General features: G+C 64.4%; 11 protein-coding genes. 4 read left to right on the top strand and 7 right to left on the bottom strand.

Features of this window, described 5'->3' with window-relative positions:
* Positions 1-53: 53 nt before the first annotated feature.
* Complete coding sequence (locus tag ADBZ9O_RS05080) at positions 54-1,637, bottom strand: gamma-glutamyltransferase family protein (protein ID WP_526529000.1); 1,584 nt, start codon at positions 1,635-1,637, stop codon at positions 54-56.
* Positions 1,638-1,655: 18 nt separating this feature from the next.
* Between ADBZ9O_RS05080 and ADBZ9O_RS05075 the strand changes: the two genes are divergently transcribed.
* From ADBZ9O_RS05075 to mftM, 4 genes are all read left to right on the top strand, one after another.
* Entirely contained in the window at positions 1,656-2,423 is a 768-nt protein-coding gene (locus tag ADBZ9O_RS05075) for a class I SAM-dependent methyltransferase (RefSeq protein WP_526528998.1), read from the top strand.
* A gap of 77 nt (positions 2,424-2,500) precedes the next feature.
* Positions 2,501-3,979 (top strand): glutamate-cysteine ligase family protein, encoded by a 1,479-nt coding sequence (locus ADBZ9O_RS05070; protein WP_526528996.1) that lies wholly within the window; start codon positions 2,501-2,503, stop codon positions 3,977-3,979.
* Positions 3,980-4,111: 132 nt separating this feature from the next.
* Positions 4,112-4,711, top strand: coding sequence for a TetR/AcrR family transcriptional regulator (locus tag ADBZ9O_RS05065; RefSeq protein WP_526528994.1), 600 nt, complete (start codon positions 4,112-4,114; stop codon positions 4,709-4,711).
* Between the two features lie 128 nt (positions 4,712-4,839).
* On the top strand, positions 4,840-5,742 hold the full coding sequence (gene mftM, locus ADBZ9O_RS05060; RefSeq protein ID WP_526528992.1) for a mycofactocin oligosaccharide methyltransferase MftM: 903 nt from the start codon (positions 4,840-4,842) through the stop codon (positions 5,740-5,742).
* Here mftM and ADBZ9O_RS05055 read toward each other — a convergent pair.
* The 6 genes from ADBZ9O_RS05055 to mdo all read right to left on the bottom strand — a co-directional run bounded on the left by ADBZ9O_RS05055 (position 5,739) and on the right by mdo (position 13,039).
* Positions 5,739-6,377, bottom strand: a complete 639-nt coding sequence (locus tag ADBZ9O_RS05055) for a MadR family response regulator transcription factor (protein WP_526528990.1) — start codon at positions 6,375-6,377, stop codon at positions 5,739-5,741. The genes mftM and ADBZ9O_RS05055 overlap by 4 nt on opposite strands.
* A complete protein-coding gene (locus tag ADBZ9O_RS05050; RefSeq protein WP_526528988.1) occupies positions 6,374-7,741 on the bottom strand; it encodes a MadS family sensor histidine kinase in 1,368 nt (455 codons plus the stop codon). Before ADBZ9O_RS05050 ends, ADBZ9O_RS05055 begins: the two co-directional genes overlap by 4 nt.
* Positions 7,738-8,925 (bottom strand): iron-containing alcohol dehydrogenase, encoded by a 1,188-nt coding sequence (locus ADBZ9O_RS05045; protein WP_526532845.1) that lies wholly within the window; start codon positions 8,923-8,925, stop codon positions 7,738-7,740. Before ADBZ9O_RS05045 ends, ADBZ9O_RS05050 begins: the two co-directional genes overlap by 4 nt.
* Positions 8,926-9,083: 158 nt before the next feature.
* Positions 9,084-10,613: a VWA domain-containing protein gene (locus ADBZ9O_RS05040; protein ID WP_526528986.1), complete on the bottom strand. Its 1,530-nt coding sequence runs from the start codon at positions 10,611-10,613 to the stop codon at positions 9,084-9,086.
* A gap of 9 nt (positions 10,614-10,622) precedes the next feature.
* The gene (locus tag ADBZ9O_RS05035; protein ID WP_526528984.1) at positions 10,623-11,747 is read right to left on the bottom strand and encodes an ATP-binding protein; all 1,125 of its coding nucleotides are present in this window, start codon (positions 11,745-11,747) and stop codon (positions 10,623-10,625) included.
* On the bottom strand, positions 11,747-13,039 hold the full coding sequence (gene mdo / locus ADBZ9O_RS05030) for an NDMA-dependent methanol dehydrogenase (RefSeq protein WP_526528982.1): 1,293 nt from the start codon (positions 13,037-13,039) through the stop codon (positions 11,747-11,749). Before mdo ends, ADBZ9O_RS05035 begins: the two co-directional genes overlap by 1 nt.
* Positions 13,040-13,255 lie beyond the last annotated feature (216 nt).

Below are 13,255 nucleotides of genomic sequence, written 5' to 3'. Positions count from 1 at the left end.
ATTTCGGCGCGCTGAGCCGCGGTGAGCGCGGCTCAGCGCGCCCAAATCACACGTTAGAACGCGGCCACCTGGCCGTCGCGGCGGGGATCGGTGACGCCAAGGTAGCCGTCATCGAGGCGCCAGATCGCCTGGCAGCTGCCGAACTCGTCGTGACCGTCGGCCATCGCAATCTGATGGCCGCGGTCACGCAACCCGTCCACCGCTTCCGCCGGGAATCCTGCTTCGACGTTGACGTGCAGTCCCCCGACAACCCGGAATCTCGCGGCATCACAGGCGGTTTGGGGATTCTGTCCGTGGTCGGCGATGCGGGCGAGAACTTGCAGGTGACCTTGGGGCTGCATAGGCCCGCCCATCACGCCGAAGCTCATCACCGGGGCGCCGTCCTTGGTGACGAAGGCCGGGATGATCGTGTGATACGGCCGCTTGTTCGGCCCCACCCGATTTGGATGTCCTTGTTTTGCAACGAAATTCGTGCCGCGGTTCTGCAGGGAAATGCCTGTGCCCGGAACCACCACACCAGAACCGAATCCGTCGTAATTCGACTGGATCATCGACACCATCATGCCTTCGGCGTCGGCTGCCGCCAGGTACACGGTGCCACCGCGCGGCGTACCCGCGGTCATCGGCGTCGCCCTGGTGGGATCGATCAGCGACGCGCGCTGCCGCAGATAGTCCGCTTCGAGCAGGTCAGCCGGCCGGACGTTCATAGCGGCCGGGTCGGAGACGTAGGCGTGGGCATCGGCGAATGCCAGCTTCAGCGCCTCGATCTGCAGATGCGCGCTCTCGGCGGAATCGACTGCCAACGCGCCCATTTCAAAGTGCGACAGGATCCCCAGCGCGATCAATGCGACGATGCCCTGCCCGTTCGGCGGTATCTCGTGCACGGTGTACCCGCGGTAGTCTCTTGCGATCGGCTCGACCCAGTCGGCGTGGTGCGCGGCCAAGTCGGCTTTCGTCATCGCCCCACCGTGTGACGACGAGTGTGCCTGCATCCGCTCAGCCAGGTCGCCGGTATAGAAGTCAGCACCACCGGTGGCCGCAATCCGCTCCAATGTCGCTGCGTGGGCAGGAAAAGTAAAGAGCTGCCCGGGCTTTGGTGGCTGTCCGCCCGGCAGGAACGCTTCCGCGAAGCCAGGCTGATCGCGCACACCGGGCGCCAGCCTTGCCCACTGACTGGCCACCGTCGGTGACACCAGGAACCCGTCGCGGCCATACCGGATCGCCCGCTGGAAAAGTCGCTCGAAGGGCAATCTGCCGAAACGCGTGTGCAATTCGGCCCAGGCCGACACCGCACCGGGCACCGTGACGGCGTTCCAGCCACGTTCGGGTACCGGGCCGCCGCCGAAGTACTCCGGAGTCCAGGCGGCCGGCGAGCGTCCGGAGGCGTTCAAACCATGCAACTCGGTGCCATCCCACACGATGGCGAAGGCGTCCGAGCCGATACCGTTCGATACCGGCTCGACCAGCGTCAGCGTGATCGCGGCGGCCAGTGCCGCATCGACCGCATTGCCCCCATCGGCCAGCATCGCCAACCCCGCCTGCGCCGCCAATGGCTGCGATGTGCAGACGAGGTTGCGGGCCAGGACCGGTGTGCGCGGCCAGCGATACGGCAAGTCCCATGAAAACGGCGCGCTCATGCTGGCATCGTAGAGAGCATGGCTACCGAAGCGCCCGGCGTCGATATCGCAAGCATGCCGCGCGGCGGCTTCAACGCTTCCTGCCTGGACCGTTGGCTGCAGACCGATCAGCCCGAATATCTCGACCGTGATGACGTCGACGACAGCATCAAACGCCAGGTCATCGACGGCCTGGACTGGGCGGGTCGGTTCTTCAAGAACCATGAGCAGTTCGCGACCATCGCGCTGGACTTGCTCGCCGATGTCGCCGACCCGAAGATCCTGGAGCTTGGTGCCGGCCACGGCGCGGTCTCGCGACTGCTGCTGGAGAACCACCCGACCGCGCAGGTGACGGTCACCGATGTCGACCCCATCTCGGTGGCCAATATGGCAGCGGGCGCGCTCGGGAGCGATCCCCGGGCCGTCGTTCGGGAGATGGATGCCACTGACATCGATGCCGAGGACGACAGCTTCGATCTGGCGTTGTTCGCACTGTCGTTTCATCACCTCGCGCCCGAGCAGGCGGCACGGGTATTCGCCGAGGGCACCCGGGTGGCCAAGCAGCTGTTGATCATCGACCTGCCCCGGCCGCCGGCACCGCTGCATCTGCTGCGGCTGGCCTCGATGTTGCCGTTTGCCCCGTTCGTGCCCTTCGTGCACGACGGCGTCATCAGCTCGCTGCGGTCATACAGTCCGTCGGCACTGCGCGAGTTGGCGCGGCACGCCGATCCGGCGATCGACGTGGAGCTTCGCGGCGGGTTAGTGAGCCCGCAGATCGTGGTCGCGCGCAGGGTCGCTGACGGGTAGGCGCCCGCGTTCGTGAGTCCTCGGCGATTCTCGGGCCAGATTTCCACCAACGATTCACAAACGGGAGGACGGACACCGTGGGCGAAGAGGTCAAGCAGACGGAGTACAGCCGGGCGCACCGGCAGGACTACCGACGCAAGGTGCAACTGTGCCTTGACGTCTTCGAGACGATGCTCGCCCAGTCCAGCTTCGAGTTCGACCGGCCACTGACCGGCATGGAGATCGAGTGCAACCTCGTCGATGACGAATACCAGCCTGTCATGACCAACCAGGACGTCCTTGCCTCGATCGCCGACCCCGCCTACCAGACCGAATTGGGCGCCTACAACATCGAATTCAATGTCCCGCCAAAGCCGTTGCCAGGACGTTCGGCCTTGGAGCTCGAAGCTGAAGTCCGCACCAGCCTCAACGCTGCCGAAACCAAAGCCAACGCCAGCGGCGCCCACATCGTGATGGTGGGCATCTTGCCGACCTTGATGCCCGAGCATCTTGACGATGACTGGATGAGCGAGTCGACGCGGTACCAGGCGCTCAACGATTCGATCTTCACCGCCCGCGGCGAGGACATCGTGATCGATATCAGCGGTCCGGAACGGTTGAGCCTGCAGACAGCCACCATCGCGCCGGAGTCCGCCTGCACCAGTATGCAACTGCACCTTCAGGTTTCGCCCGCGGACTTCGCGAATAACTGGAACGCAGCACAGGTGCTGGCCGGACCGCAGCTGGCGCTGGGCGCGAACTCCCCGTATTTCTTTGGCCACCATCTCTGGGCCGAGACCCGCATCGAGCTGTTCGCCCAAGCGACCGACACCCGGCCCGACGAACTCAAAGCCCAAGGTGTCCGACCGCGGGTCTGGTTCGGCGAGCGCTGGATCACCTCGATCTTCGATCTGTTCGAGGAGAACGTCCGCTACTTCCCGTCACTGCTGCCCGAGCTCTCCGAGGAGGATCCAGTCGCCGAGCTCGCGGCTGGGCGCACGCCGAAATTGTCTGAGCTACGGCTGCATAACGGCACGGTCTACCGATGGAACCGCCCGGTATACGACGTGGTTGACGGCCGCCCGCATCTGCGGGTGGAGAACCGGGTGCTGCCCGCAGGACCAACGGTCCTAGACATGATGGCCAATTCGGCGTTCTACTACGGGCTGCTGCGGGCACTGTCCGAGGAGGACCGTCCCATCTGGACGAAGATGAGTTTCGCTGCGGCAGAAGCCAATTTCGACTCGGCGGCCCGTTACGGGCTGGATGCCCGGCTGTACTGGCCCGGACTGGGCGAGGTGACGGCCGACGAGCTGGTACTACGTCAGCTGCTCCCGATGGCGCACGAGGGGTTGCGCCGCTGGGGCGTCGCCGCCGAAGTGCGGGAGCGGTTCCTCGGCGTCATAGAGGGTCGCGCAAAGACGGGCCGCAACGGTGCGACATGGCAGGTGGCCACGGTGGCGGCACTACAGGAACGCGGAATGGCCAGGCCGCAGGCGTTAGCCGAAATGCTGCGGCTGTACTGCGAGGGCATGCACAGCAACGAGCCCGTGCACACCTGGAGCGGACCCACGTGATCTCCGCAGCGAACTCGTCTTAAATTCATAGCGGTCACCTTTTGTATTCAATATCAGGGCAGTCGATGCCCTCTAGCTGTGGCTATGCTCTACTCTAGGCAGCAATTCAGCAGCAAGAGGGGGTGTCTCGTGGTGCATTCAGCAACAACATCTCCGTTAGCCGACGCGACCGAGAGCGCTGACAGCGTCCGGGCACGGATCCTTACTGCAGCAGGTCTGCTCTTCGACGAATTCGGCGTGAACGCCGTCAGCGTCGAGCAACTTGTCAGCCAGTCAGGGGTCAGCTTCGCAGAGCTGCATCGCCACTACAGCTGCAAGCGCGAACTGATCAACGCCTACGCCCTCTACCGCGCCCGGCAGCGACGGGCAGAGATCGACATGTTGCGGGCCGCGCATCCAGGTGATCCCAGGGCCGTCCTGATGGCCATCGCGCAGTTCGTCGACGACTCAGGCAGCGATGGCAACAGGCGCGAAGGAATGTTCGTGCACTTCGCGGCGGAAGCCGCCGAACTGGAGCACCCGCTCCGGACGACGGTCATCGAGCTACGCAAGTGGTACATCGGTTTTATCACCGAGCAGGTCAGCGCACTTGGACATCACCATCCCGAACCACTGGCCGCCGCCCTGCTGATGGTCCTGACCGGCGCGATCACCGCCCATACTCTCGAGGGCGTCAGCACTCCCAATCTGGCCGTGAAGGCGTTCACCGCGCTACTCGACAGCGATCTTTGAGCGCCGCGATCCTGCCGTACCGCAGCTGAACTCACCGATCGGGTAGTCACCCGCCCCTCCGAATGGCGTTAGATCGCACCCGTTCGGTGCGCGCGTAGACATACCTGAGCTCAATAGCCTTGTCTAGCATGACGGTAACGGTGCATGAGCCAGATCTCGGCGCTGTGCCGATCGATCCCCTCGGCCCGACACCACGCGGGACGTGGACTGGACACAACGTCTCGGTCACCAGACGAGCCAGCCTCCACTACAGCCACGATCACCGAGAAGGGCTGTGCACGAGAAGGTTCTGCGTGCAGCGTCGCGGAACCCAGCTCACCGTCGACCACGATCTGACCCCCGAGGAGCTCAGCGACGAACTCGCCGTGCTCTTGGTGGAGGAGCTCGTCCAGACGGGTGCGCTGCGCGGCCGATCGGAGTTCGAGCTGGTGTTCACCGGAGTGGTCCGCTCCACGGTCGATGGTGGCCTTTCGGCCTGGCTTCGCTTCTACCGCAATTCGCTGCACAAGCTGGAATCCCACGACACGGCGTTCGCACCGATCCATCAATACGCGGCCGCGCAGGTCAATGGGCCCCACCTCATCGATCTTGGATCCTGTTTCGGCTTCTTCCCTTTGCGCCTCGCTAAGCAGGGAATCGACGTTTTGGCAACCGATCTGAGCGCTCCCACGATGGATCTGCTCGATCACATCAGCATCCGACTCGGGCGGCCGGTGCGCACATTGACGTGCAATGCGGCTGCGGTGCCACTACCGGCCGGCGCGGCTGAGACTGTCACCGCGCTGCATCTGATCGAACATCTCACACCAGAGCTGGCCTCTGCGGTAGTGGACGAGGCGCTGCGATTGGCCCGGCGGCGCGTGGTGATCGCAGTTCCTTTCGAAGACGAGCCGCGGACCTGTTACGGGCATGTCCAGCGATTTGACCTCCATACGCTGCACGCGTTGGCGACCAATGTGTGCGCCAAGAATCCCGGAATCACCGCGACGGTATCGGAATTCCACGGCGGTTGGCTGGTTCTGGACCGCTAGATCAGGCCGCGCTTGCTGGCCGCGTAGACCGCTTCTGCGCGCCGACTCACCTCGAGTTTTCGCATGATGTTGCTGACGTGAAACTTCGCCGTCGTAGCGGAAATGAACAGTTTCTCGCCAATGGTGTTGTTGGACAAGCCCGCTGCCAGCAGTCGAAGCACTTCCAACTCACGATCAGTGAGCTGCTGCCGCTGGGTGCTCCGCCCCGACATCGACCGCACCACCGCAGCCGCACTGCGCGCGTCGAACGCGCTCTCGCCGCCCGAGATCGCCCGGATGGCCCGCACCAGCTCGGTGGTGTCGACGTCCTTGACGACGTATCCGCGAGCACCGGCGTGCACCGCACGCACCACCAGATCCTCATCCAGGAACGTGGTGAGAACCAGCAGGCCGAGGTCCGGATAGGCGCCGGATAACGTGGCGCACAGCGATAATCCCTCGAAGTCCGAACCTGCGGACAGCTTCAGATCGAGCAGCACCACATCGGGTGCGGTGGCCCGCACGACTGCCTCTGCCTCACCCTCGGAGGATGCCTCACCGACGATGACGAGGTCCTCGTCGCGTTCCAGCAGTGAACGCAGGCCCTGACGCAGAATCGCGTGATCGTCGACGAGGACGAGCCGGATGGGACTCATGGGATTTGACCTTCCGCCGTGCGGGGGATGCGAGCCACCACGCGTACCCCGCCGATGCGGGCTCGCTGCACCACGAAGGTCCCGCCGTGCTCGCGGGCCCTGGCGCGCATATTCGCCAGCCCCCGATGGCGTCCGTCGACGTCGGCAGCCTCGGCCAGCCGCAACACCAGTCGCAGCTTGTCCGGGTCACCGATACCGTCGTCGGCGATGGAGAGGGTTACGGCGTTGGCGCCGTAAGACAGTCGAATGACGGCCCGGGTGGCGTTACCGTGCATGGCGGTGTTGAACAGCGCTTCGCCGGCGATCCGCAACAGCGCGTGCTCGACGTCGCTCGGTAGTTCGGTTGCGGGACCATTGACCCGCAAGCTGACTCGCAGATCCTCCGGCATATGCACTGTTGCGAGCTGGCCGAGCAACGCAGCCAGACTCGATCGGTCGGCGTCGTCGGGGTGGTTGAGTGCGTAGATCGCGGACCGCAACTGCTCTGTTGCCGACCGGGTGAGGCCCTTGGCCAGGTCCAGCCGGTCGACGAGATCGCCTGCTGAAGGCAGTGATCCGGCTTCGCTACGACACACCTCGATCTGCATACCTGCCGACAGCACCGTCTGCGCCACGCTGTCGTGGAGTTCACGGGCGATGCGGTGCCGTTCTGAGTCCAGTACCTGGTGGCGCTGCACCGCACCGAGCTCACGTTGGGTGGCCAGCAGTTCGGCGTTCCGCGCCTCCGAATGTGCCAGCAAGGAAACCGATTTCGAGTACAGCGCGGAATTCTGCAGAGCGACTGCGGTCTGGCTGGCCAGGATCCGCATGACCGAACCGTCGGTCGGATCGAGGCTGCGGTGCGGCGGTGTCCAGGCCGCAAAGGCACCGATCACTCCGCCGTCGAGTTCGATCGGTACGTGCGCGTGCTGCTTCTCGATCACCGGTAGCCGGAACTGGCCGAGTCGGCCACGCAGAATATCGTTGAGCCGATTGAGTACCACATCAGGCAGATGCGAGCCCGGATCCTTAGCCCCGGCAAGGCCTTCGAACGCATACGGGACGCCCGCCGAGTCCAGGATGAGGTGCCGTGGGCTGGCCTCGGGCAGTGCGCCGTCGGCCAGGGCCAGCAGCACCCAGTCGGCGTCGAGGTGCGTGCGCGCCGCCTCCGCGACCGCGCGGACCAAGTTCTCGGGTCCTTCGGTGGTCTGGACCAGTGCGCGCGAGATGGTGTCGAGCGCCGCCATGACGCGGTCCAGCCGTTTGACGGTGACGCGAAATTCGGGATAGAACGTGCCCTTGCCGGAGCGCAGTCCGGTGAGCTGCTCCAGATCCGGTGCTCTGGTCTGGTTTCTTCGATCAGGGCGGCCAGCCGCGACGGTCACATCGCCGCCAGGAACAGTGCGTGCATCTGGGCTTCGTCGGCGGCACGCGGATTGGTGCTCATACAGGCGTCGTGTAGCGCGTTGTGCGCCAGTATCGGCAGGTCCTGCGCACTGACGCCGAGTTGGGCCAGCCCGCGCGGCACGCCGACGGCGACGGCCAACCGGTCGATGCGATCAGCCAGCGCCAACGCAGCCTCGGCGGCGGGCGCGGCCGGATCGGCAACGCCAAGACACGATGCGATCACCGCGTACGGCGCTGGGTCGGTTTCCGCGTTGAACCGGATCACGTGCGGCAGCAGGATGCCGTTGATCACCCCGTGTGGCAGGTCGAGAAGACCACCGACCTGGTGGCTCATCGCATGTGCCGCACCAAGAATGGCGTTGGTGAAAGCCAGCCCGGCCTCCAACGCCGCCTGGGCCATCAGTACCCGCGAGGACATATCGGTAGGCCGCTCCATGGTGCACGCGAGATTCTCGGTGACCAGCTGAATGGCGCGTAGTGCGTGGTGGTCGGTCAGTTGGTTATGCCCAAGGGAGACAAAGGCTTCGATGCCGTGCGTGAGGGCGTCGAGACCTGTTGCGGCGTTCAGCCAGGAGGGCATCGTGGTGAGCAGGCGCGGATCGATCACGGTGATATCGGGTACCAACGCCCGGCCCAGGATGGTGATCTTCACATTGCGCGAGGTGTCGGTGACAATGCAGAACTGCGAGACGTCGGCACCGGTCCCCGATGTCGACGGCACGACGACCAGCGGTGGAATCGGCATCTGGGCCTTGTCCACACCCTCGTAGTCAAGGATGTGGCCGCCGTTGGCCGCGAGGATCGCGACACCTTTGGCCGCGTCGATCACCGATCCACCGCCGACCGCGACGATCACATCGCAACCCTGCTCGGCGTACATCTCGTAACCGGCGGCGATCTCGTGGTCTTTGGGGTTGGGTGTCAGTGCACTCCAGACCCTGGCCTCGATGCATTGACCGTTGAGGTGGCTGAGCATTTCATCGGCCCAGCCGGCTTCGATGAGACCGGGATCGGTGACGAGCATCGGCCGCAGCGCCCCGAGGCGAACCGCAGCGTGCGCTGCCTCCACCATCGAGTCGATACCGAAGACGATCTCGGGCGCGTGAAACTTCAGCAGCCGCGCCGGGGGTTTCGCGACGGCGGCGCGGGCACTTTCGGGCAGCAGGGCCGGGTACCGGGTGCGCACCGAGTCGTCGTTGACGTCCTTATTGCTCAATACTTCACCTCGCCCACCGCGCCTTGGGTGCACCGGTTGTGACCCGGGTAACACCTCGGGTTCCACCCTACGACCTCGCAGGTGCTGGTCCAACCGCTCACGGTTCACCGACCGACCGCCGCGACGGCGAATTCCTGGGCGGCGTGCTCGAGTCCGGTCAGATCGCGTACCACCCGGACCCGATCACAGAATTCCGCATAGGCGGGCAGATCGCAGCTGCCCAGCCCCCAGGAATACCGGGGTTCGGGCGTGAGCCAGACGGTTTCGCGGGCCCGCCTGGTGATCTCTTCGAAGGCGGCCAGATTGGGATCGTTGGCGTTGTTGCGGCCGTCGCCGAGTACCACCAGCGTGGTGCGCCGGGTCACCGCGGAGGCATGCTCGGCCAGGAACTCCCCGAAGGTGCTGCCGTAATCGGAGTTCGCATCGACGTCGATCACATCACCGCCAAAGATCAACCCCAACGCCCGTTCGCTGGTGTACTCGCGGAACAGCTCGGTCGTCTCGGCAATATCCGCGACGAACGCAAAGGAGCGGACCTGGGTGAACAGGTCCTGCAGGCCGTGGACCAGGTTGAGGGTGAATCGCGAGGTGGCCCGCACCGACAAGCTCACATCTGCCAGTACCACCAGCCGGGGCCGGTCCTCAGCGCGGCGCACGGTCACCGGCATGAATGGCACACCGTCGAACCGCATGTTGCGCCGCATCGTCGCACCAGAGTCCACCCGGCCCGCGGCGGCGGTCCGGCGTCGATGGGTCAGTGCGCCATGCAGGCTGCGCGCCAACCGGCGCAAAGATTCCTCGAGTTCGGCGCGCTCGGGCTCGCCGATTCTCTCCACTCTCGCCTCGCGCAGCTCACGCCCTTCGATGATGGTGTTCTCCAGCGCCAGCAGCGCCTCAAGGTGGCGTTTGAGCGCTGCGGGCAGGTTCTCCAGTACCCCGGTCAGCCGGGCCCGCAAGGCGGCGGCGTCCGCCTCGTCGCCTTCGTTCTCGGCATCGTCGAGATCACTGAGCCAGCCCAGCAGCGCATCCTGTTCGGCGATCGTCAGGGACGCATCCACGCTGGTCCCGCTCCCCGAGGCCAGCGTGCCCGGCGGTCCCGCGCCGTGCAGACGGTCAGCAGACAACTCGACCCGGTACTTGTTGGCGTCCTCACCCGCGCTTTCCTTGGAGAAGACAATCTGATCGGTCAGTGCCGCCAGGTCGATCTTGTTGGCCTCCTGGTGCAGGTTGTACTGCTGGGCCAGGTCTTCCTGTTTGAAGTAATCCTTGATGCTGGTGGGCTTGCCGTGTTCGTGGCCCTCCTGGGGTTTGTCACTGGGCTCTTGCGACAGCGTGAAGGATTCCAGTTCACCGGTGTCGACGAGGTCGTCGTGGGCATGACTGTGGTCTCCATCGGCTTCTCCTTCTCTACCGACCCGGACCAGGGCGAAGAACGCGTCGAAGATCTCGTCGAACATCGGCTCGTCTCGCTGGTCCTTGACCAGCGCCACCCGCAGCGCGGTCCGCAGGACAGCTCGCGACGACAGGACACCGGGCTGCCCTGCGCACCTCATCGCGTCGAGTGCCTCGGGGATCGACACGCGGAGCCCACCCAGACGCAGCAACCTGACAAAACGGTGCAGGGTCGCTTCCATCTACACCACCTAGAAAGGTCGCCGACGGCCCAGAGTGGCTGTCTTGCTGGGTGTTCCGTAGTAGCCATCCTTGAACCGCCCCGGCTTGTCCTTGGCTTCGCGGACCGCTTTACCATCCGGTTCAGGCTCGTCGTGCCCATGGTCATGGTCATGACCGTGATCATGGTTGTGGCCGTGATCGTGACCGTGATCATGGTTGTTATGCAGTGCGGCAGGTATTTTGGCATTCGGATCGATCAACCGGGGCAGGGCGTCGAGGGCTTTGCGGACGTCCTTGTCGTATTTGACCACCACCGCGACGGTATCGGACAGCACCTTGGCCGATAGCTCGTCGACACCGAGGACGGCCAGTGTGCGGGCCCAGTCGATGGTCTCGGAGATGCTGGGCGCCTTGCGTAGGTCGAGATCGCGCAGCCCACGGACCACGTCGACGAGCTGCGCAGCCAGCGCCTCGGTGAGGCCAGTCTTCTTGGACCGGACGATCTCTAATTCCCTTTCTGCCGAAGGGTAGTCGAGGAACAGGTGCAGGCAGCGGCGCTTGAGCGCAGCGGCCAGATCACGGGTGTTGTTTGAGGTCAGGATGACATACGGCGCATGCTTGGCCTTGAAGGTGCCGATCTCGGGCACCGAAACCTGGTATTCGCCAAGCAGTTCCAGCAGTACTGCTTCCAACGCCTCGTCGGCCCGGTCGATCTCGTCGATCAGCAGCACCACCGGTTCCTCGGACCGCACCGCCTCCAGCAGTGGCCGTGGCGCCAGGAACCGGTCGGAGAAAAAGACGCTCTCCTGCTTGCCGATCCGATCGACGGCCTCGTCGAGGTCGGTCGCATCGGCCACTATCTGACCGATCTTCTCCCGCAGGATCTGGGTGTACAGGAGCTGTTTGCCGTAGTCCCACTCGTAAAGCGCCTTGGTCTCGTCCTGGCCCTCATAGCACTGCAACCGCAATAGACGTCGCCCGGTCGCCAGGGCGAGCGCCTTGGCCAATTCGGTCTTTCCGACCCCGGCCGGCCCTTCGATCAGCAGCGGTTTGTCGAGCTTGATCTGCAGGAAAACCGTTGTGGCGAGCCGCTCGTCGGCGATATAAGCCTCGCCGGCGAGCGCCTCACGCACTTCTTCGATGGATTCCAGCATCAGGACAGGAGATCGTCGAGGTCGCCGTTCATGCAGTGGTCGACCACGGGGCGGACAAGGTCGAAGGTGCATTCTTTGGCGTTGCCGGGGGTGCAGGCGTCACCGAGCACGTGGTTGGTGATGCGGTCGACGTCGGCCTTGTCACCCTTGATCACCGGCGCGTTCTCGTAGTATTTGGTCGGGCCCTGACCGAGCCGGTTCTTGGAGTAGCTGTCTTGTTTGACGTCGGTGAACTTCTCGATGATGTTCACATCGCGCAGCAGGCGGATGGCGGCGGCGAGCGCGGCGTCGGCGGCTTGGACGTCGGTCATGCCGTAGGTGTCCACCCCCATCGCTTGGGCAATATCGGCGAACCGCTTGTAGGCCGCCGACATGTTGAACGCCCACACCCGTGGCAGGGCGATCGCGTTGTTCAGCCCGTGGTGGGTGTCGTAGAACGCACTGACCGCATGCGAGATGGAGTGGATGATGCCAAGACCGCCGGAGTTGAATGCCTGCGCGGCAATGTATTGCGCGTACATCATGCCTTCGCGGCCCTTGAGATCCTGGCCGTTCCAGGTGGCTTCCCGCAGGTTCTCGGCGGTCAGCTTGATGGCGCGGATCGCGTTGCCCAGCGACGGCTCGAAATTCAGTCGGGAGACATACGGCTCAGAGGCGTGGGCCAACACGTCGAACCCGCACTGCGCGGTGTAGTCGATCGGGCAGCTGTAGTAGAGGACCGGATCGTCGACTGCGAGGGTCGCCACCGAGGCGTCGTCGAAGGCCACATATTTGTGCGGGTTATCGGGATCGGTGGTGGTGTCGGTGATCACGTAGGCCCACGAGGTTTCAGATCCGGTGCCTGCCGTGGTCGAGATCGCGATGTGCGGCGGGTTCTTCGGATTCTCGGACATGTTGAAGCCCTCGAAATCGTTGACATTGCGCCCGTCGTGCGCGACGGAAATCCTTGCGCCCTTGCAGGCGTCGTGGGTGGACCCGCCACCGATGGAGATGAAGCTGTCGCACTCGTTCTCCTGGTAGAGCTTCACCGAATCCATGACGTTGTAGTCCTTGGGATTCGACTCGACCTGGTCGTACACCACGACCTCAAGGCCGTGCCATTTCAGCGACTCGGCCATGTTGTGCACGATGTCGGTGCCGCGCAGGCCCGACGACATCAGCAGGGTCTTCTTGAAGCCCATCTTGAGGGCTTCCGGGCCGACCATTTCATGTGCACCCGGTCCCATCATGGCGCGAGGGAAGGGATGAAACTCCTTGATGGGGAACGGCTTGAGTAGATCTTCGACCTTCATATGCGGTCGTCCTCTCTGCGTGGGGAATCGTGCGTGGGGCTCAACGTAGGCAGCGAGGTGTGACGTGGGGAACACTCTGCAGTCAATACTCGTCCGCAGACAGCGAAAGTCGGCACGACCGGACAGGGCTGCCCCTACCCGATCGGGCAGGGGCGGCACTTTCCCTTGCGCGAGCAGACGTATAGAACCCCCGACACGCCGGGTGTCGGGGGTTCT

The sequence above is a fragment of the Mycobacterium sp. genome, assembly GCF_965229105.1.
GTDB lineage: Bacteria > Actinomycetota > Actinomycetes > Mycobacteriales > Mycobacteriaceae > Mycobacterium.
The sequence above is the reverse complement of the archived record's forward strand: the minus strand, read 5'-3'. Positions and strand labels throughout refer to the sequence as shown.